At 67.1% G+C, this 19,746-nt stretch carries 18 protein-coding genes; 15 read left to right on the forward strand and 3 right to left on the reverse strand.

All coding sequences use genetic code 11. The features are described from left to right. Positions 1–58: 58 nt before the first annotated feature. Positions 59–1,531, reverse strand: coding sequence for a glucose/sorbosone family PQQ-dependent dehydrogenase (locus GO591_RS13400; protein WP_157157279.1), 1,473 nt, complete (start codon positions 1,529–1,531; stop codon positions 59–61). A 306-nt stretch (positions 1,532–1,837) separates the two neighbouring features. Between GO591_RS13400 and GO591_RS15810 the strand changes: the two genes are divergently transcribed. The 15 genes from GO591_RS15810 (at position 1,838) to GO591_RS13470 (ending at position 17,843) form a co-directional block, all read left to right on the forward strand. Then, on the forward strand, positions 1,838–2,398 hold the full coding sequence (locus tag GO591_RS15810) for a hypothetical protein (RefSeq protein WP_198295478.1): 561 nt from the start codon (positions 1,838–1,840) through the stop codon (positions 2,396–2,398). Between the two features lie 32 nt (positions 2,399–2,430). After that, positions 2,431–4,470: a sensor histidine kinase gene (locus GO591_RS13405; protein ID WP_198295479.1), complete on the forward strand. Its 2,040-nt coding sequence runs from the start codon at positions 2,431–2,433 to the stop codon at positions 4,468–4,470. Next, on the forward strand, positions 4,467–5,126 hold the full coding sequence (locus GO591_RS13410; RefSeq protein ID WP_198295480.1) for a response regulator: 660 nt from the start codon (positions 4,467–4,469) through the stop codon (positions 5,124–5,126). The genes GO591_RS13405 and GO591_RS13410 overlap by 4 nt, the downstream gene beginning before the upstream one ends. Positions 5,127–5,163: 37 nt before the next feature. Continuing rightward, positions 5,164–5,931: an IclR family transcriptional regulator gene (locus GO591_RS13415; RefSeq protein WP_157157281.1), complete on the forward strand. Its 768-nt coding sequence runs from the start codon at positions 5,164–5,166 to the stop codon at positions 5,929–5,931. A gap of 94 nt (positions 5,932–6,025) precedes the next feature. Next, the gene (locus tag GO591_RS13420; protein WP_255446911.1) at positions 6,026–7,219 is read left to right on the forward strand and encodes a 4-hydroxybenzoate 3-monooxygenase; all 1,194 of its coding nucleotides are present in this window, start codon (positions 6,026–6,028) and stop codon (positions 7,217–7,219) included. A gap of 32 nt (positions 7,220–7,251) precedes the next feature. Further along, complete coding sequence (locus GO591_RS13425; RefSeq protein WP_157157283.1) at positions 7,252–8,046, forward strand: IclR family transcriptional regulator; 795 nt, start codon at positions 7,252–7,254, stop codon at positions 8,044–8,046. Between the two features lie 107 nt (positions 8,047–8,153). Continuing rightward, complete coding sequence (locus GO591_RS13430) at positions 8,154–9,434, forward strand: cytochrome P450 (protein ID WP_157157284.1); 1,281 nt, start codon at positions 8,154–8,156, stop codon at positions 9,432–9,434. Further along, positions 9,434–10,519, forward strand: coding sequence for a PEP/pyruvate-binding domain-containing protein (locus GO591_RS13435; RefSeq protein ID WP_157157938.1), 1,086 nt, complete (start codon positions 9,434–9,436; stop codon positions 10,517–10,519). Before GO591_RS13430 ends, GO591_RS13435 begins: the two co-directional genes overlap by 1 nt. Positions 10,520–10,578: 59 nt before the next feature. Continuing rightward, complete coding sequence (locus GO591_RS13440; RefSeq protein WP_157157285.1) at positions 10,579–12,450, forward strand: PEP-utilizing enzyme; 1,872 nt, start codon at positions 10,579–10,581, stop codon at positions 12,448–12,450. Then, positions 12,443–13,195, forward strand: coding sequence for an SDR family NAD(P)-dependent oxidoreductase (locus tag GO591_RS13445; RefSeq protein ID WP_157157286.1), 753 nt, complete (start codon positions 12,443–12,445; stop codon positions 13,193–13,195). The genes GO591_RS13440 and GO591_RS13445 overlap by 8 nt, the downstream gene beginning before the upstream one ends. A 34-nt stretch (positions 13,196–13,229) precedes the next feature. Then, positions 13,230–13,547, forward strand: a complete 318-nt coding sequence (locus tag GO591_RS13450) for a 2Fe-2S iron-sulfur cluster-binding protein (protein ID WP_157157287.1) — start codon at positions 13,230–13,232, stop codon at positions 13,545–13,547. 2 nt (positions 13,548–13,549) lie between these two features. Beyond that, positions 13,550–14,893: an NAD(P)/FAD-dependent oxidoreductase gene (locus GO591_RS13455; protein ID WP_198295481.1), complete on the forward strand. Its 1,344-nt coding sequence runs from the start codon at positions 13,550–13,552 to the stop codon at positions 14,891–14,893. After that, entirely contained in the window at positions 14,893–15,630 is a 738-nt protein-coding gene (locus GO591_RS13460) for an HD domain-containing protein (RefSeq protein ID WP_157157288.1), read from the forward strand. Before GO591_RS13455 ends, GO591_RS13460 begins: the two co-directional genes overlap by 1 nt. Continuing rightward, complete coding sequence (locus GO591_RS13465; RefSeq protein WP_157157289.1) at positions 15,627–17,159, forward strand: aldehyde dehydrogenase family protein; 1,533 nt, start codon at positions 15,627–15,629, stop codon at positions 17,157–17,159. The genes GO591_RS13460 and GO591_RS13465 overlap by 4 nt, the downstream gene beginning before the upstream one ends. 6 nt (positions 17,160–17,165) lie before the next feature. Beyond that, complete coding sequence (locus GO591_RS13470) at positions 17,166–17,843, forward strand: HD domain-containing protein (RefSeq protein WP_157157290.1); 678 nt, start codon at positions 17,166–17,168, stop codon at positions 17,841–17,843. 3 nt (positions 17,844–17,846) lie between these two features. Here the strand turns inward: GO591_RS13470 and GO591_RS13475 are convergent, their stop codons facing one another. Next, positions 17,847–18,467 carry a class II aldolase/adducin family protein gene (locus GO591_RS13475; protein WP_157157291.1) on the reverse strand — a complete coding sequence of 207 codons (621 nt, stop codon included), beginning with the start codon at positions 18,465–18,467 and terminating at the stop codon, positions 17,847–17,849. Further along, entirely contained in the window at positions 18,464–19,741 is a 1,278-nt protein-coding gene (otnK, locus tag GO591_RS13480; RefSeq protein WP_157157292.1) for a 3-oxo-tetronate kinase, read from the reverse strand. Before otnK ends, GO591_RS13475 begins: the two co-directional genes overlap by 4 nt. Positions 19,742–19,746 lie beyond the last annotated feature (5 nt).

The raw sequence follows: 19,746 nt of genomic DNA on the forward strand, positions 1-19,746 counted from the left end.
ACGAGCAAGAACCCCGGGTCTCCGGGGTTCTTCCTGCTCCTTTCTCCAGGATGCTTATCTAGTCGCCGACTGTGCCGTCGTAGTGGAACACGAGGATCGAGCCGGGGTTCTCCAACTGATCCGTCGCGTCGCCGTTGGTGCCACGGGCAAGGCCGCCGATGTCAGTGGCGACGTACACCGTGGTGCCATCCGGGTGGATCGCGGTGTCACGGTACCGGTTCACGGTCCGCCATAGCGGCTCACTGTCACCGACCGACTGCCCATCAGCTGCCAGCTCGACCCGGTAGACCTGACCGTCCTTGAGCGTTGGCATCAGGAACGAGTTCTGCCAACCGGGAATCGCGTCAAGCGCGTAGAAGTCCAGGCTGGAGGGCGCGATGGTCGGGTAGCAGATGAAGAACAGGCCAGACGGTTCACAGGCTTCGCCCGAGAAGTCGTGCGTCGAGGGAACCGTGTAGTAGGTCCGCAGCGGCTGCACGAAGGCCGGGTCATTGAAGTCGGATTCGATGTACTGCGGAACGACATCGGGGATGACGAAAGCGTCATACGGCACCGTGGTGCCGCAGCCGGGTGCTGCCGACCAGTCACCGAAGACGTAACCGCTGTTGTCCTTGTATCCGGCAACGAACGGCCAGCCATAGTTGCCGCCCGCTGACAGAAGGTTCAGCTCGTCGTCACTCTTCGGCCCCTGCTCTGATGAGTACAGCAGGTCGTTCGGCGCGAAAACGATCCCCTGCGCGTTGCGATGACCGTACGTGTAGATGTGGCTGACGACCCCGTTCAGCTCGGGGTTGTCATCGGGGATCGACCCGTCGGGGTTCAGCCGCAGTGACTTGCCCTGATAGGCGGTCCAGTCCCCAGCCGCGATCTGCTCCGCCGTGGGCAACAGCTGAGCCAGGTTCGGCCGGCACGCATTCGCGTCCTGATTGTTCCCGCGGTCTCCGATCGTGTAGTAGAGCTTGTCGTCGGGTCCGTACAGCAGCCGACCGGAGTTGTGGTCGTCGCTGGCGATCAGCCCGCTGATCAACTCAGTGGGCTCGACGAGTGTCTCTGTGGCCTCGTCGTAGGTGTAGCGCACAATCCTCTGTCGGCGATCGAGCGCTTCGCCAGGGTCTCCGTCGTACGTGTAGGACAGATACACCGAGTTGTTGTCGTGCCCGCTGGCCTTTCCGCTCAACAGACCGGGATGCAGTGCCATGCCGAGCAAGCCGTCTTGCTCGCCGGGTGTCGCTACGACGTCGGGGATGGTGAGGATGGTCTTTGTGGACCCGTCGGCGGGGTTCACCTTGGTGACCTCGCCGGTGTCCCGCTCGGTCACCCACAACCAGCCGTCCGGGCCATAGATGATCTCGAATGGATTATTCAGGCCACTGACCAGGACTTCAGAGGTGAAGTCGTCGGTATCCGCGGCCGGCTCGTCGCTGCCCTGCTGCTCATTTCCTGCCGCGCTTGCGGAGATCGAGATCCCCAGCGTTAGCGGAATTGCCAGCGGGATAGACAGTGCGGCGATGCCCTTCTTATGGAACTTCATCGTTTCTCTCCCGAAGGAATGCCGATACGTGGTGCATCGTGAGATGCGGCGTCAGGCGCCGTGTGAATGGGAAATCACGGGCGGCCATGCTCAGCCCGGGTCCCTTAATACGGCAGCGACGTTACGCCTTCGTTATGGCAAGTTCAACGGAACTTCACAGTGCCTTCGGCTGAGCCAGTCGGCTGGTCGAGCTTGCCGAGACCGTGCCCGATTTCGGTGAACGCATCCCGACTACGCGGGACATCGACAACCGGATGATTGCGAAGAACCGGGCGATGAGTCGCTCGCAGACCGAAAGGATCCTTCGTGACCGTCCACTCAGCAACCCCAGTCCCGGCACCGACCGCTGTTCCGAGTTCGGCGCGGCCCCGCATCGCGCGCAGTGCCGCCTGGACGGCCGTCGCCTTCCTGCTCGCGGACTTCATCATCAGCGTCGCGGCTTTGCTCAGCGGTCTTGACACCTTCGACCATTCGACGGGCCTGGGCTTGGCGTCCGAAGCAGTCGCCGCCGTGGCCTTCATCGCCGGCGCAATGGCGCTTTCGGCGCTCGCACCCCAACGACAGCGACTCTTGTGGCTTCCCGCGGTTCTGGGCCTGCTGGCCTCAGGGATTGTCATGTTCGGGGTAATCATCACTGGCGCGGAGGCGCCAGAGCTCATCGCGACGATTGTGATCGGCCTGATGGCATTCGGTCTCCTCCTCGTCGGCATCCTGGGCTCGATTCGGCGCACGGTGTGGCCATGGTGGGTCGGGGTTGGCGTCGCACTGATCGTGCCGGTGATGTTCTTCGTCCTGCTCAATGCGATCGTGCTCGCCCTGATCTGGACAGGTGTTGCACTCACCGCGCGATCCCACCCGAGATCCTGACGGGCTCGATGCCTCGCCGCTACACTGCGGCCATGCCGACAACGGGGGGCCGCGCGCAGACGAGTGTCGCCCGTGCGGTCCCCTGGGTGCTCTGGATGATTCTGCTTGGTGGCGCCGTGGCGGTGGTCGCTTCGCTTCCTGCCGCGTGGCGCTTGCACACGACAATCTGCGATGGCAGCCACTGCCCCGCGGGCACCGCGACCTCAGCGGCGGCGTCCCGCCTGGAAAGCATTGGACTCTCCCTCCCCGGCTACGCCGCAGCAGGCCTCGCGATGCTGGTGCTCATCACGGCCGCCTGCCTGATTGTTGCGGCCCTCCTCCTGCGCAGCTCCAGCAGCAATGCCGGTGCACTCGTTGGGGCCGCCGCGCTCATCGCGATCGGGGTGGCCTTCCCACAGACGATTCCGGCGCTCGCTGTCGAAAACCCGGAACTCGCGTGGCTGCCGGCACTGGTGGACGGCTCGATTGTGCTTGTGGCGTGGTGGGTGGCGAGCTTTCCCGATGGCATCATCCGCACAAGGATCGGTTGGGCGGCGGTTGCGGCGTCCGTGGTGTTCGCCATCCTTCCCTGGCTCGGCCTGTTTCTGCGACTGCCGGGATGGCTGGCGCCGACCCTCACCCTCGTCACCGCAGGGTTGCTGCTGTCGGCGCTGATCACCAACCTCCTCACTGCGCCGCCCGAGAGGCGCCGGGTGATGGGCGGAGCCCTGTCCGCGCTCGCTGGCGCAATCCTGGTGCTGTCGCTCGCGACGATTCTGCAGAACACCGATTTCGTCGTGGTGGGCACGCTGGTCGACCTCGCACTCCAGACGCTTCTGATGCTCGCCTTCCTCGCGATGCCGATGGCGATTGCTGGCGCTGTGCTTCGCCGCGGACTATGGGGAACCGCGCCGTCGATCGTGCGCACACTGTCCGCGACGGCCGTGACCACAGTGGCGCTCGGGGTGTTCATCGCGGGTGCGCTGGTGCTCGGTACTCTCGGCGCCGAGCCCGCTGTCGCGCTCGCGGTGCCCGTCACGGTTGTCGCACTCGCGCTGCAACCGTTGGCCGCAGGAGTGCATGCGCTGGTGCGGCGGCTGCTGACCGGGAGCACCGCCGACCGGCAGCGCGCGCTCGGCGACCTCGGAGCGAGCCTCGCCATTGCCGCGGACCTCGATCGGGCACCTGAGTCGGTCGCGGATGCGGTCGCCGCGGCGCTTGGATGGCGCACGGCGCGAGTCGTCGGATCCGTCCCCGGCCAATCCGAACGCGACGCTGGCGGCGACGTCTGGCTTCCCCTGCTGCACGCTTCGAGCGTTGAAGGATGGCTCGTGCTGACACCCCGGCGCCCAGGTGCGATGCTCGAACCCTCACAGCGTGAGGCGATCGCCCCGGTTGCCGCGCACCTTGCCTCCGTCCTCCATGCGAACCGGCTCGCCGAGGACCTGCGCGACTCGCGGCGAGCGCTCGTGGTCGCACGCGAGGATGAGCGCCGCCGTGTGCGCGACGACCTGCACGACCACGTCGGTCCCACGCTCGCGGCGGCGGTGATGACGTTGGGGGCCGCCGAACACGAATCCAGCCGGAACCCGGAGGCCGCCACCGGTTACGTGCGCGACGCGCGGCAGCAAGTCAGCGACGCGGTCGCCACCATCCGGCGAATCGTCTACGGACTCCGACCGCCGGCGCTCGACGACCTCGGCCTTGTCGGGGCGGTCACCGCGTTCACTCGCGGGCTGCAGACGCCAATGACACTAACGGTCGAGTCGGGTACGAGCCTTCCACCGCTGTCCGCATCGGTTGAGTCGGCTGCCTACGCGATCACACTCGAATGCGTGTCCAACGCGCTGCGGCACTCGGGCGGCACCGAATGCTCGGTGCGCATTCACATGGACCGCGATGAGCTGGTGATCGAAATTGAGGACAACGGCCGGGGCGTGATCTCGCCGATCGACGGGGTGGGCACTGAATCGATCCGCCAGCGCGCCGCCGAACTGGGCGGATCCTTCGAACGCCTGACGAGAAATGGCGACGGGACACTCGCGCGGACGCGCCTGCCGACCGGACCGAACGCTCAGGAGGAGAGCGCATGAGCACGACCCCGATCATCACCGTCGGCATCGCCGACGACCACGCTCTGTTCCGACGCGGCGTACGTGCCATGCTCGCCACTGTCGACGGCATCGAGCTGGTCGGCGAAGCCGCCGACGGCGATGAGGCCGTGAGACTCGCCGTCACCGAGGCGCCCGATGTGCTCCTGCTCGACATCCGCATGCCCGGGCGGAGCGGGATCGAGGCGCTCCGGATGATCCGGACCCGCGCACCCGAGGTCGCCGTCGTCCTGCTCACGATGGTCGACGCGGACGAGTCAGTCGCCGAGGCCCTCCACGGCGGAGCGCTCGGTTACGTCCTCAAGGGCGCGGAGCCTGACGAACTCATCCGCGCCATCCAGGCCGCTGCGCGCGGCGAACTTCTGTTCGGCGCGAGCATCGCCCCCCACGCCGCCGCGTTGCTTCGGGGTTCATCGGGACCATGGGAGCCACCGCTGCCGGAGCTCCGCGAGCGCGAGCGTGAAGTGCTCGACCTGCTCGCAGCGGGGCTGGATGCCGACGGCATTGCCGTGCAACTCCACCTCAGCGTGAAATCGGTGCGCAATATCCTTGCCGCGATCCCGCGCCGGCTCGGCGTTGCCACACGGGCGGAGGCAGTGGAATCGGCGCGGCGCGCTGGGCTTGGGCGGCGGGCGTAACGCCAGCGGTTGGCCCGCCCCATGAGACGCTTTTGAGATGGCGAACTCCCCGTCCGGCGACTCGATGGTGCAGCGCATCGTGCGCGTTCTCGCCACATTCAACAGCAGCCGGACCACTCAAACTCCGACAGAGATCGCCCGCCGCGCGGGGCTTCCCGTCTCGAGTGCCCACCGGATCGTGGGCGAGCTGGAGGCATCCGGCCTCCTGGAACGAGACGAAGCCGGCACCGTCCGGATCGGCCTGCACCTGTGGGAACTGACCACTCGCGGATCGCGTGCGCTCGGCCTGCGGCAGCTCGCCATGCCGTTCATGACCGACGTGCAGCGACAGATCCGCGAACACACCCAACTTGCTGTGCTCGACGCGAACGAGGTGCTGTTCATCGAGCGACTGTCGGATCGCGGTTCCGGGGCGAACATCACCAAGGTGGCCGGTCGTCTGCCGATTCACGCGTCCTCATCCGGGCTGGTGCTGCTGGCGCATGCCGATCCAGCCCTGCAGGAGCTGGTGCTGGCGTCTCCCCTCCAGGCCGCATCGGCCGAAACGATCACCGACCCCCGGGTGCTTCGCGACAAACTGCACGAGGTGCGACAGCTCGGGTACGCGTTCGCACCGGGTTCCATCGAATCGGTGTCGACCGGCATCGCAGTGCCGGTGAAGGACCCATTCGGCGGCGTGATCGCAGCGCTGTCGGTGGTGCTGCCGCGTGGCAAGGAGGAGCAATCCACCACTGTGCGAGTGCTCCAACAGGCCGCGACGGGGATCACACAGGCGATCAGAGAGAGCAATTTCATTTCTCATTGAATGGGAATCGGCCACCGGTCGGCAGCTGCGGACACCGAGAATGGCCAGAACAGCACGCTCACCGTCGAGCCAACTCACCGTCGAAGGAGACATCGTGACGAATACCGTTCGCACCCAGGTCGGCATCATCGGCGCAGGTCCTGCCGGGTTGATGCTCTCGCACCTGCTGCACGGCGCGGGCATCGACTCGATCGTGATCGAGAACCGCAGCCGTGAAGAAGTCGAGCAGACCATCCGCGCCGGCATCCTCGAGAACGGCACGGTGGAGCTCCTCACCGAGACCGGCGCCTCCGACCGGGTGCTCGCCGAGGGACACCGGCATGATGGCGTCGAGTTCCGCTTCGGCGGCGAGGGGCACCGCATCGACTTCGCCGACCTGGTCGGCCGCGCGGTCTGGCTCTACCCGCAGCACGAGGTGTTGAAGGATCTGATCGCGACCCGCCTTCGTGACGGTGGCGACATCCGGTTCGGGGTCACGGCAAGCCGGGTTGCGGATGCCGATACCGACGCCCCGCGGATTATCGGCACCGACGCGGAAGGCGCGCCATTCGAGATCGTCGCCGACTTCGTGATCGGTGCTGACGGTTCACGCAGCGTCGCCCGTGAGGCGGTGACTGGGTCGTCGACCGGCGGTTACTTCCGCGAGTACCCGTTCGCCTGGTTCGGCATCCTCTGCGAGGCGCCGCCGAGCGCACCGGAGCTCATCTACAGCGCCTCTGAGCATGGCTTCGCGCTGATCAGTCAGCGCAGCGACACGGTGCAGCGGATGTACCTGCAATGCGACCCGGAACTCGATCCGAACTCGATGAGCGACGCCGAAATATGGGACTCGCTGCAGCTGCGAACCGGGGGCGGTCTCATCGAGGGGCCGATCTTCCAGCGCGACGTGCTGCGGTTCCGCAGCTTCGTCGCCCACCAGCTGCGGCACGGCCGGGTGTTCCTGGTCGGTGACGCCGCTCACACGGTGCCGCCCACGGGTGCCAAGGGGCTGAATCTCGCGGTCGCCGACGTGCGGCTGCTGAACCAGGCGCTGCAGGAGTTCTATAGCGCCGGCTCCACGACCGGGCTCGACGAGTTCCCCGAGCGGGCCTTGAAGCGGATCTGGCGGGCGCAGCACTTCTCATGGTGGATGACGAGCATGCTGCACTCGGCTCCCGACGCGTCGGACTTCGACGAACGGCGCCGTCGCGGCGAGCTCGAGTCGGTAGTCTCCTCACGGGCGGGCCGACAGTACCTCGCCGAGGCGTACACCGGGTGGCCGTTCGAGGGCGGCGGTTCCGCGAGCTGACGCCACGCTTCACGACGCAGGGAGGGACGCCGATGGCAGGCCGGAACCGCGAGCCCGGACGGACCGTGACCACGAAGGTCCTCGCCATCTTTGAAGCGTTCGAAAAATCGCGGGGTGCGCTCTCCCTCACCGAGATCGCCGAGGGTTCGAACCTGCCGTTGAGCACGGCCCATCGGCTGGTCAGCGAGTTGACCGACTGGGGTCTGCTCTACCGCGGCACGCACGGCCGCTACCAGCTCGGCATCCGCCTGTGGGAGCTCGCCCAGAATGCGTGGCGTCCGCTGCGGGAGACCGCGCGGCCATTCATCCAGGATTTGTTCTCCCTCACGGGCGAAACGGCTCACCTCGCTGTCCGCGAAGGCAACGAGGTGCTCTACATCGACCGGGTCTACGGTTCCAAGCGCGTGCCGCGCGCGTCGCGGGTCGGCGGGCGGTTGCCCATGCACGCGACCGCGGTGGGCAAGGTGATCCTCGCCTTCGAGGAGGAGTGGGTGCGCAGCGCCTACCTGGATCGCCAGTTGGAGCATCGGACCCCGCACACGCATGTCGACCCGCGTCGATTCGCCGACGAGCTCACGCAGATCAGGGAGCAGGGCTATGCGACCACCCTCGAAGAAGTCCGGCTGGGCTCCTGCTCGATTGCTGTGCCGGTGTTCCACACCGGCCGGGTCGGCGCCGGGCTTGGCCTGGTGATGCTGTCGACGCAGGCGGCGACGATGACACGGCACCTGCCGACCCTGCTCGGGGTGTCCACTCAGATCGAGGGGGCGACCGCGCATATCCCCCTCGAGGCGTTTCTCGCACGAGGGTCCGCGCTTCGCGACTAGCCTCGAAAGTCATTTCCACTGGACGGAAGCTTTGGCAGATCTTCCGTTCACCTGTGCGGTTCACTATGGGGACCGACCTCGCACGGGAAAAGAACATAGGAGTTCAGATGTCGACCTCAACGGAGACGGTGGGCCGCTGCCCAGTAGCGCACGGAGCGGAAGCGCCGGCGGGGCATCACGGCTACGAACCGTTCGAAATGAAGGACCCGTTCCCCGCCTACAGCGAGCTCCGCGCCGAGCAGCCGGTCATGTTCGACGAGCGGATCGGCCTTTACGTGGTGTCTCGCTACGACGACATCAAGACGGTCTTCGAGAACTGGGAGACCTTCTCGAGCGAGAACGCCCAGGCTCCGGTGCGTGAGCGTGGCGCCGCGGCCAAGCAGATCATGGAGGACGGCGGTTTCACCGCGTACTCCGGGCTGTCCGCCCGCCGCCCACCCGAGCACACACGCATCCGCGCGGTCGTGCAGAAGGCGTTCACGCCGCGTCGCTACAAGGCGCTGGAGCCGGCGATCCGGCAGAACGTGATCGAGCTCATCGAGAAGATGCTCGCCCGGCCCGACAACCAGGGTGATGTGTTCCGCGATGTGGCGTACGACGTGCCGACGATCACGATCCTCTCCCTCATCGGCGCGGACACTTCGCAGGTCGACACCTTCAAGCGCTGGAGCGACTCCCGCGCCGCAATGACCTGGGGCGACCTGAGCGACGAGGAGCAGATCCCGCACGCGCACAACCTGGTCGAGTACTGGCAGGAGTGCCTGCGGCTGGTGCGCGTCGCACACGAGGAGGGCGGCGACAACCTCACCGCTGACCTGGTGCGTGCTCAGGCCGAGGGCGCCGACATCTCGGACCACGAGATCGCCTCGGTGGTCTACAGCCTGCTCTTCGCCGGCCACGAGACCACCACCACGCTGATTGCCAACTCCCTGCGCGTCCTGCTCGCCCACCAGGACCAGTGGCAGCAACTGGTCGACGACCCCACGCGCATCCCCGCCGCGATCGACGAGGTGCTGCGCTACTCCGGCTCGATCGTCGGCTGGCGGCGCAAGGCACTGAAGGACGCGGAAGTCAGCGGGGTGCAGATTCCGGAAGGCGCCGGGCTGCTATTGCTGATGGGTTCCGCGAACCGCGACGCCGAGAAGTTCCACAACGGTGAGGACTTCGACATCGCCCGCCCGAACGCGCGCGAGCACCTCTCGTTCGGTTTCGGCATCCACTACTGCCTCGGCAACATGCTGGCCAAGCTGCAGGCGAAGATCGTGCTCGAGGAAGCCACCCGGCTCGCACCGCAGCTGAAGCTGCGCGCTCCCGAACAGATCAGCTTCCGCGAGAACATCTCCTTCCGGGTGCCCGAGTCGGTGCCGGTGAGCTGGGAGGCGGCGTGATGCAGAGCAACCAGTACGTCCAGTTCTTCGACGGCGGGATCGAGCCCCGGCTCGACCAGCTGGGCGGCAAGGGCGCTTCCCTGGTCACCATGACCGAGGCGGGGATGCCGGTGCCTCCCGGGTTCGTCGTGACCACTGCCCAGTTCGACGCGTTCATGCGCGCGGCCGGGATCACCGAGAAGATCCAGCAGCTGCTCGCCGACCTCGACCCGGACGACATCACCCAGGTCGACCAGGTCTCCGCGGACATCCGCGAGTCAATCTGTTCGTGCCCCGTTCCGGCCGAGTTGCGGGCCGAGACAATCGGCGCGTACGAGGCACTGCAGGCCCGCTTCGACAGCCCCGTGCCGGTCGCCGTGCGCTCCAGCGCCACCGCGGAGGACCTTCCCGACGCATCCTTCGCCGGCCAGCAGGACACCTACCTCTGGCTGACCGACATCGCCGCAGTGACCGAGCACATTCGCAAGTGCTGGGCATCGCTGTACACCTCGCGTGCCATCATCTATCGGCTGCGCAACAACATCCCCGCCGAGGGACTGTCGATGGCGGTGGTCGTGCAGAAGATGGTCAACAGCCTGGTGTCCGGCGTCGCGATGACCCTCGACCCGACCAACGGCGACCGCTCCAAGATCACCATCGACTCCTCCTACGGCGTCGGCGAGCTGGTCGTATCGGGACTGGTCACCCCCGACAACATCCTGCTCGACAAGGTCACCCTCGCCCTGGTCACCGAACACCTGGGCGACAAGCACATCGAGCTGATTCCGGATGCCGAGGCACACGCCCTGGTCGAACACGAAGTCGAGCCCGCCCGACGCGCCGTCCGCAGCCTGAGCGATGAGCAGCTGCTGGCCGTGGCCCAGATGGCCAAGCGAGCCGAGAAGCACTACGGCTGCCCGCAGGACATCGAGTGGGCACTGGACGCCGACCTGTCGGACGGCGACAACCTGCTGCTGCTGCAGTCCCGGCCAGAGACGGTGCACTCGAGCAAGCCGGTCACCCAGCCAGTGCCGACCGCACAGCCCACCACCGGCGGCTTCACCTTCAGCAGCATCACCTCGGCGCTGCTGAAACCGACCACCTGACGTTCCACCCTCCTGTTCCATTCACGGCTCACCGTCGAGCCACACCCGAAAGGATCGCCATGCCAAAGTCCTTCCCCAAACCCTCCGACCTTCCGGTGCCCCCCGGCGCCGAAGGATGGGAGCAGCTGTACCCGTACTACCTCGTCTTCCAGGACAAGCTGAAGGAGCAGGAGGACGCGAAGTTCTGGTTCTGCGACAGCCAGCACTGGCCGACCGTGTTCAAGCCGTTCGAGACCATCGGCGGCGAGTTCGCGGTCAAGTGTCTCGGGCAGTACAACTCCCGCCACCTGATGATCCCGAACGCCAACGGCATCGAGTTCCGTGTGCACCTCGGCTACCTCTACATGTCGCCGATCCCGGTTCCGGAGGACCAGATCGCCGCGCGCGTGCCGCTGTTCGAACAGCGCATCGGGCACTACTTCCAGAACTGGGAGAGCTTGCTCGACCAGTGGCGCGTCAAGGTGCGCGGCACCATCGACGAGATGGAGGGCATCTCGTTCAGGAAGCTGCCCGACCTCGTGCCCATGGAGGACATCGTGTCGGGCAAGGCCAAGGACGGCTCCGAGGTTCTGCTCGACAGCTACGACAAGCTGATCCAGCTGGCGTACCAGAACTGGCAGTACCACTTCGAGTTCCTCAACCTCGGCTACATCGCCTACCTGGACTTCTTCAACTTCTGCAAAGAGGTCTTCCCGAACATCCCGGACCAGTCGATCGCGACCATGGTGCAGGGCGTGGACATGGAGCTGTTCCGGCCGGATGACGAACTGAAGAAGCTCGCCACTCTCGCGGTAGAACTGGGACTGCAGGGTGAGTTCGGCAACACCGACGACGTCGAGGCCACCCTCGCCACCATCGCCGCCGCCCCCGGCGGCGACCGCTGGATCGCCCAGTACGACGCGGCGCAGGACCCCTGGTTCAACTTCACCGTCGGCAACGGCTTCTACGGCCACGACAAGTACTGGAACGAACACCAGGAGATCCCGCTCGGCTACATCGCCGACTACATCCGTCGCCTCGAGGCGGGCCAGTCGATCATGCGACCGGTCGCCGAACTCATCGCCGAGCGTGACCGGATCATCCAGGAGTATCGCGAGCTGCTCGACGGCGAGGCCCAGGCCACGTTCGACGCCAAGCGCGGGCTCGCTGCCATGGCCTACCCGTACGTGGAGAATCACAACTTCTACATCGAGCACTGGACGATGGGGGTCTTCTGGCGCAAGATCCGCGAGCTGTCGCGGATGCTGCACGCCGAAGGCTTCTGGAACGAACCAGACGACCTGCTCTACCTCGGCCGCAATGAGGTGCGCGATGCGCTCTTCGACCTGGTCACCGGCTGGGGCGTCGGTGCCGAGCCGATCGGCCCGACCTACTGGCCCGACGAGATCGAGCGTCGCCGCAAGATCGTGGACGCGTTGAAGACGGCCCGACCGGCCCCCGCGCTGAACACCCCGCCGGCGTCGATCACCGAACCCTTCACCCGGATGCTCTGGGGCATCACCACCGAGCAGGTGCAGTCCTGGCTCGGCGAGGGCGAAGCGGTCGAGGGCGGCGGCCTGCGCGGCATGGCGGCATCCCCCGGTGTCGTCGAAGGCCTCGCTCGCGTCATCCACGACGCCGACCAGCTGTCCGAGGTGCAGGAGGGCGAGATCCTCGTCGCCACCGTGACAGCTCCGTCGTGGGGTCCGATCTTCGGCAAGATCAAGGCCACCGTCACCGACATCGGCGGCATGATGAGCCACGCCGCGATCGTCTGCCGCGAGTACGGCCTGCCGGCCGTGACCGGCACCGGATCGGCATCCACCACCATCAAGACCGGCCAGCGCCTGCGCGTGGACGGCACGAAGGGCACGGTGCAGATTCTGGACGACGCGGATGCCGGCGAACTACTCGTTTCCGGACCTGGAGCACATAGCCACAGCCATGGCTGATTCCGCTCCCCGCACCATCCTGATCACCGGCGCGGCCGGCGGGCTTGGTCGAGCGTTCGCGCTCGGCTTCGCCGGCCGCGGTTACCGGGTGGCGGTCGCCGACGTGAACCTCGCCGGCGCCGAAGAAACTGCTCGGCTGGTCCGCGAGACGGGCGCGGATGCCGCGGCCTTCCGCGCCGACGTCACCAGTGTCGAATCCACTGAGTCACTCGCGGCGAACGTGGCCGAGTTCGGGGGCGGTCGCATCGACGTCGTCCTCAACAACGCCGCCGTGTACGCCACCGTCACCCGCAGCCCGTTCGAGGACATCGATCCCACCGAGTGGGATCTGGTGATGAACGTGAACCTCAAGGGGCCCTGGCTCGTCACGCGAGCGGCGAGCCCGTTCCTGCCGGAGGGCGGTCGGGTGATCAATATCTCGAGCGCCACGGTCTACAGCGGTTCGGAGCAGTGGTTGCATTACGTGGCCTCCAAGGGTGGCGTGGTCGCGCTCACCCGGGTGCTGGCCAAGGAGCTCGGCAAGCGCGGGATCACGGTCAACGCGATCGCCCCCGGGTTCACCCTCACCGAGGCCAGCTACGGACTCATCGACAACGCCGAGGAGTACGGCGTCGACCGCGGCGCGATCAAGCGGGCGAGTCAGCCCGAGGACATCGTGGGAGCCGCCGTGTTCCTCGCCGGACCGGACAGTGCGTACTTCACCGGTCAAACCATGGTCGTCGACGGCGGCCGCCAGTTCATCTAGCACCACCAGCACCCGCACCACCAAAGGAGTAGTCATGCCAACGGTTCACTTCACCGACGCGGACGGCACCGTACGCGAGATCGACGGCAACGTCGGCGACTCGGTCATGGAAACCGCGGTTCGCAACGGCGTTCCCGGGATCGTCGCCGAATGCGGAGGGTCACTGTCCTGCGCCACCTGCCACGTCTTCGTTCGGGAGGACTGCTTCGAGCAACTGCCCCCGATGAGCGACATGGAAGACGAAATGCTGTACGGCACGGCCATAGACCGGCAGGACAACTCCCGGCTGTCGTGCCAGCTGAAACTCGACGGCGACGATGTCTTCGTCACCACCCCGAGCACGCAGGTCTGATCATGAGCACCGCCGAAACCCTGCAGCCCACACCTCAGCCGATGACGGGCACCAGAGCGGCCACCCGCACCGGGCTGCTGATCATCGGCGCCAGCCAGGCGGGCGTGCAGCTCGCCGTCTCGCTGCGCGCGCTCGGTTTCGATGAGCACATCACGCTGCTCGGCGATGAAGACCACCGCCCGTACCAGCGGCCAGCCCTGTCGAAGGAGTTCCTGCAGGGAACCATCGAAAGCGAGTCACTGATCTTCCGCTCGGCCGACTACTGGGTGGAACACAACATCAGCGTGGTCAAGGGTGAGCGGATCGTTCGCGTCGACAAGGATGCCGACGGCTCGGGTGTCGCGCACGCGGCATCCGGGGCATCCTTCCCCTTCTCCCGCCTGGCGCTCACCGTCGGCGCCCGCGCCCGCCGCATGGAGGTGGAGGGCGCCGACCTCGACCGGGTGCTGTACCTGCGCAACGCCGATGACGCGCTGGAACTGAAGGCGCGAATCGGCGAAGCGCAGGATGTCGTACTCATCGGCGGTGGTTTCATCGGTCTTGAAGCCGCCTCCAGCCTGCAGAAGCTGGGCAAGAACGTCACCCTGCTCGAGCTGGGCCCGCGCCTCGTCGGCCGTGCGGTCGGCGAGGAGACCGCGGAGTACTTCCTGCAGGCACACCGTGCCCGAGGACTGGACATCCGGCTGAATACCAACGTCAGTCGGTTCGCTGCGGATGACTCGGGGCGCGCAGTCGCAGGTGTCGAACTCAGCGACGGCACCGTGCTTCCCGCACAGATCGTGCTGATCGGCATCGGCGTGATCCCGAACACCGACCTCGCCGAACAACTGGGACTCGAGGTGGGCAACGGAATCGTGGTCGACCGCTACTCGATCGCGTCGGATGGCACGACCGTGGCCGTCGGCGACTGCGCGAACATGCCGAACCCGGTTCCCGGGTCCGCGCCCGGCGAACGGATCCGGCTGGAGAGCGTGAACAACGCGGTCGAGCAGGCGAAGGTCGCCGCCTACTCCCTCACCGGTCGGCGCGAGGAGTACGCGGGGATCCCGTGGTTCTGGTCGAATCAGGCGGATCTGAAGCTGCAGATCGCCGGCCTCTGCACCGGCCACGACCAGACCGTGATCCGTCGCGACGACGAGCGCGGAAAGTTCAGCGTCCTCTACTACCGCGGCGGGCAGATCATCGCCGCCGACTGTGTCAACGCACCCCTCGACTTCATGGCGGTCAAGAACGCGCTCGCGAGCGGGCGGAACATCCCCGCCGCCGCGGCGGCTGACCCGGCCACGGCTCTCAAGACCATCACCACCGATTCTCCGACGGCCAACCAGCCCCCAGAAGGAGCATGATGACCACCGCGAACGCCCCGGGCGGCTCGACCGCCCCTCCCGTCACCGATGACTCGCTCGCCGCCGCTTTCGCCGCCGACTACCCTGTACGCCCGGTTCCGGCCGGCGGGCCGGTGGACACGTCGCCCATCGCGACGACGCCGTCCGTCCTCGAGGATCTCGACGACCTCTGGCGAGCCGTCGTCCCCGAGACGCGCGCGCGGGGAAACGACATCCACCTGCCGATCTCACTGGCCTTCGCGGAACGGCTCTGCCGCGCGTATCCCTCGGCGGATGTCGAGCTGGTGCGGGTGGCCACCCTTCTGCACGACACCGGCTGGGCGCATGTCGATGAGTCGCGCATCATCTCCGAGGGCTTCACCGGCGACTGGCGCAGCTCCGACATCCGCTTCGAACACGAGCGGGAGGGCTGCGAGGTCGCCCGCCGCGTTCTGCCAGGCCTGGGCTATTCCGACGAGTTCATCGAGCGGGTCTGCCTGATCATCGACGGGCACGACACCCGCCAGACCGCGTATTCGCTCGAGGACGCGCTGATGCGCGACGCCGACCGACTCTGGCGATTCGACCATGCCGGAATCGCGTTGGCAAGCTCCTGGTTCCGGCTGGATCCCGCCAGCTACACCGATCGGCTGATCACCGAAATCCTTCCGGAGCTGATCACGCAGGCCGCACTGGATATGGCGACCGCGGACATCGCCCGATCGCGGGCGCTGCTGAAGACGGCGGTGCTGCGATGACCTCGCGCACCGAGCCGAGTACAACGTCGAGCACCGGCGCCGTCGTCGCGGACGCAGTCGCCGCCCGATCCGCCTTGTCACTGCCGTACACCCACGTCGACGATCTGTTCATCGACGGCGCCTGGACGGCGACCGCCAGCAGCGCGCGCAATCCGGTCACCGATCCGGCAACCGGCGAAGTGTGGGGATCGGTGCCGGACGGATCGGTCGAGGATGTCGACGCCGCCGTCGCCTCAGCCCGCCGCGCCTTCGCCGGCGAGTGGCCACGGCTGACGCCCAGCGAGCGCGCCGCCTACTTGATCCGCATCGCCGACGAGGTCGAGAAGCGGGCCACCGAGCTGTCGCTGACCAACACCCGTGAGAACGGCTCCCCGGTGGCGGAGTCGGGCGGCGCGGCGGCGAACGCGGCCGGCATCCTGCGGTATTTCGCGGGCCTCGCCGACTACCTCGAACGCGACGATGTGCGTCCGTTCCCGCGTGGCGGCGGCGAGTCCGTGGTCAGGCGAGACCCGGTCGGGGTGTGCGCCCTGATCGCGCCGTGGAACTTTCCGATCAACCTGGTCGTCATCAAGCTGGCTCCGGCGCTGCTCGCCGGCTGCACCGTGGTGATCAAGCCCGCCTCACCGACCCCGCTGTCGATCCGGTTCATCATCGACGCCGTTGCCGCAGCCGGCGTGCCTGCCGGCGTGGTGAACCTGGTCACCGGCTCCGGCCGGCTCGGTGATTCGCTCGTGCGTCATCCCGGTGTCGACAAGGTCGCCTTCACCGGTTCAACCCCGGTCGGCAGGCGCATCGCCGCCGCCAGCGGCGAACTGCTGCGCCCGGTCACCCTGGAACTGGGCGGCAAGTCCAGCGCGATCGTGCTGCCCGACGCCGACCTGGACGCGATGTCGTCGGTGCTGGTCCGGTCGTGCATGCGCAACACCGGGCAGACCTGCTACATCTCGACGCGGATTCTCGCGCCGGCCAGCCGGTATGACGAGGTCGTCGACATGGTGACGGCGACCATCGCGGGCGGAGCGCAGGGCGATCCGCTAGATGAAGCAACCGTCTTCGGCCCAGTGGCGACCGAGGCTCAGTTCAACACCGTGCTGGAGTACCTGGAATCGGGCCGGGCCGAGGGTGCCCGCGCGACAACGGGCGGGCGGGCAGCGCAGCTGTCGGGGGGCCTCGAGGGCGGGTACTTCATCCAGCCCACCGTGTTCGCCGACGTGGAACCCTGGATGCGGATCTCACGCGAGGAGATCTTCGGGCCTGTGCTGTCGGTGCTCAAGTACACGGACGTCGATCAGGCCGTCGAACTCGCCAACAACACCGAGTTCGGGCTCGGCGGCATTGTGTTCGGTGCGGATGAGACCGCCGCGCTGGCGGTCGCCGACCGGATGGACACCGGTTCGGTGGGTATCAACTTCTTCGCCTCCAACCACGCGGCACCGTTCGGCGGCCGCCACGACTCGGGCCTCGGCACCGAGTACGGCATCGAAGGGCTGAACGCCTACCTGATCTACAAGTCGATCCACCGGCGGTAATCAGACATGACCTCGCCGACCAGCACGCGCTACGGGCGCGACGTTCGCCGCCACATCCCCGAGGGCGTCACGATCGACGGCTATCTCACGCTGAGCGATCGGGACGCGGCCATCTGGGAACGGGCAGCCGTTCACTTGAACGTTCGCAACAACGACAGCCACACCCTGTACGCGTATGGCATCGCCAGGGCCCTGCTCGCGGTGACCCCCGACGCCGACGAGGCGGTGGTGCTGCCCGCGATCCTGCTGCATGACACCGGCTGGTCGACCGTCGCCGAGCACGAGATCCTCGAGGCGATCGCGCCCGGCGGAGGACGGCCCGACCTGGTCCGCAAGCACGAGATCGAGGGGGCGCGCATCGCCCGCGACATCCTGTCCGATCTCGGCTACGGCCCCGATCTGATCGAACGCATCGTGGCGATCATCGACGGCCACGACTCACGGCTGACCGCCCTGTCGATCGAGGACGCCATCGTGAAGGATGCCGACAAGCTGTGGCGGGTGACCCCTCACGGGATCGCCACCGTGTGCGGCTGGTTCGACCTGACGCAGGATGAATCGCTGCGGATCACCGCCGCGCGGGTGCAGGGCAGCCTGTTCACCGACGCCGCGCGCACGATGGGCCGCACCCTGACCGCGATCGCGTCGATCGACCTCGCTCCGCAGCGCCACGGCCTCAGCTGAGGATCAGAGCGCCGCGGCCTGCTCCGGGGTGAGCGGTCGAATGTCGCGACCGTGCAGCAGCAGGAAGAGCCGGGCTGCCTGCTCGAGTTCTTCGATGGCATCCATCGCGGCCGTCAGGGTCGGAGCCGACACCAGCGGACCGTGGTTGCTCAGCAGCATCGCCGAGTACGTCCGGGCCCACAATTCGGCGAGCGGACCAAGCGCGCTGTCGCCGGGCGCGTGATACGGCAGCAGGGCGAGTCGCCCGACCCGCATGACGAAGTACGCGGTCAGCGGCGGGATGGCGTCGTGCGGGTCGAGCCCGTCGAGGCAGGAGACCGCGGTGCTGTAGGTCGAGTGGGTGTGGACCACGGCCGAATCGCCGGGTCGAGCCCGCAGCACCGCGGCATGCAGGAATGCTTCCTTTGACGGCCGCGGGCCGTCGAGATGCGCGCCTGTCTCATCGATGACGGACAGATCGCCCGTTTCAACGGTGCCGAGGCTGCTTCCGGTGGGCGTCACGTAGATACGCGCACCCACCCGCATGCTGATGTTCCCTGTGCTGCCGTGGGTGAACCCGCGGCTATGCAGGGACCTCGCTGCGGCAATGATCTGCTCGCGGGCGTCCGCTTCGGTCAAGGTCATACGAGGGTTCCTTCGAGCGGTTCGATCTCGACCGCGCGCAGCAGCAGCTCGGGGTCACCGAAGTTTCCCGACTTGAGCAGCAGGGCACGCTGCGGCTCACTTGCCGTGTAGATCCACGGCACACCGGGCGCGGCTTCACGACCGACGACGCCACCGCCGACACCGAGGGCTGATACGACCGCCCCGGAGGTCTCCCCTCCGGCGACCACGATGCGCCGGATGTCGCGCTCAACCAGCTCCTGGGCGATCAGTGCCATCGCCGTTTCTAGGATGGTTGACGCGCGTTCCACACCGAGCGCCTCCTGCGTCGCCCGCAGCTCGGCCGGGGGCAGCGACGAGTAGATCAGTGCGGCTTGCCCGGCCGGTTGAGCGTCGAACCAGGCGAGCGCCGCCTCGGCCAGCGCCTGCGGATCGGGTGTGGCGAGGGCGTCCAACCGATAGGACGGATGCCGGCGTTGCCACTGGTCGATCTGCTCGAGAGTCCTGGCTGAGCAACTCCCGGCGAGCACCACCGAACGGGTGGCACCGACCGGGTCGACATCCTCGCCGGGCGTGCCGATGATGCCGCCTCGCTGTGCCTTCGCAGCGCCAAGTCCGCGGGCGATCCCGGCAGCGCCGGTGATCAGCGGGGCATCGACGATGGCTGCGCCGATGGCTGTCAGGTCCGCTTCGGTCACGGCGTCGACCACCAGGTACTGCTGTCCGTCGAGTGCGGAGGCTGCGAGTCGTTCGGAGATCGCCTCGGCGCCCTGCAGCACGGTGCGGTGGTCGAGCAGAGCGACCGGCCGAGCGGTCTGTGCTTCGAGAACGCGCGGGATGTATGCGTCGGTCATCGGCGTGAGCGGGTGGTTGCGCATCGGCGACTCGCTGAGCAACTGCTGTCCCACGAAAAGCTGTCCCATGTACTGACGACGGTCGTGACCGGGTGAGCTCGGGATCACCGTGGTGACCGGCGACGCCATGAGATCGGCGAGCGCGTCGGCGACGGGGCCGATGTTTCCTCGAGACGTCGAATCGAACGTCGAGCAGTACTTGAAGAAGAGCTGGCTCATGCCGCGCGCCTGAAGCCAGGCCGCTGCTTCGAGCGTCTGTCGAACGGCCTCATCAGGTGCGATCGTGCGCGACTTGAGCGCGACGACGATCGCGTCGGCGGCCGTCAATTCCGGGTCGTCGGCGGGGATTCCGAAGAAGATCAGCACCCGCAGCCCGGCGCGACGAAACGCGACCGCGACATCCGTTGCTCCCGTGAAATCGTCGGCGATCACGCCGATCATGACTG

The organism is Diaminobutyricimonas sp. LJ205 (assembly GCF_009755725.1).
Classification (GTDB): Bacteria; Actinomycetota; Actinomycetes; order Actinomycetales; family Microbacteriaceae; genus Ruicaihuangia.

Bases quoted from the DNA above. Each gene is read 5' to 3' on its own strand.
- GO591_RS13400 (WP_157157279.1), bottom strand. From the start codon at position 1,531: ATGAAGTTCCATAAGAAGGGCATCGCCGCACTGTCTATCCCGCTGGCA.
- GO591_RS13405 (WP_198295479.1), top strand. From the start codon at position 2,431: ATGCCGACAACGGGGGGCCGCGCGCAGACGAGTGTCGCCCGTGCGGTC.
- GO591_RS13410 (WP_198295480.1), top strand. From the start codon at position 4,467: ATGAGCACGACCCCGATCATCACCGTCGGCATCGCCGACGACCACGCT.
- GO591_RS13415 (WP_157157281.1), top strand. From the start codon at position 5,164: ATGGCGAACTCCCCGTCCGGCGACTCGATGGTGCAGCGCATCGTGCGC.
- GO591_RS13425 (WP_157157283.1), top strand. From the start codon at position 7,252: ATGGCAGGCCGGAACCGCGAGCCCGGACGGACCGTGACCACGAAGGTC.
- GO591_RS13430 (WP_157157284.1), top strand. From the start codon at position 8,154: ATGTCGACCTCAACGGAGACGGTGGGCCGCTGCCCAGTAGCGCACGGA.
- GO591_RS13435 (WP_157157938.1), top strand. From the start codon at position 9,434: ATGCAGAGCAACCAGTACGTCCAGTTCTTCGACGGCGGGATCGAGCCC.
- GO591_RS13440 (WP_157157285.1), top strand. From the start codon at position 10,579: ATGCCAAAGTCCTTCCCCAAACCCTCCGACCTTCCGGTGCCCCCCGGC.
- GO591_RS13445 (WP_157157286.1), top strand. From the start codon at position 12,443: ATGGCTGATTCCGCTCCCCGCACCATCCTGATCACCGGCGCGGCCGGC.
- GO591_RS13450 (WP_157157287.1), top strand. From the start codon at position 13,230: ATGCCAACGGTTCACTTCACCGACGCGGACGGCACCGTACGCGAGATC.
- GO591_RS13455 (WP_198295481.1), top strand. From the start codon at position 13,550: ATGAGCACCGCCGAAACCCTGCAGCCCACACCTCAGCCGATGACGGGC.
- GO591_RS13460 (WP_157157288.1), top strand. From the start codon at position 14,893: ATGACCACCGCGAACGCCCCGGGCGGCTCGACCGCCCCTCCCGTCACC.
- GO591_RS13465 (WP_157157289.1), top strand. From the start codon at position 15,627: ATGACCTCGCGCACCGAGCCGAGTACAACGTCGAGCACCGGCGCCGTC.
- GO591_RS13470 (WP_157157290.1), top strand. From the start codon at position 17,166: ATGACCTCGCCGACCAGCACGCGCTACGGGCGCGACGTTCGCCGCCAC.
- GO591_RS13475 (WP_157157291.1), bottom strand. From the start codon at position 18,467: ATGACCTTGACCGAAGCGGACGCCCGCGAGCAGATCATTGCCGCAGCG.
- otnK (WP_157157292.1), bottom strand. From the start codon at position 19,741: ATGATCGGCGTGATCGCCGACGATTTCACGGGAGCAACGGATGTCGCG.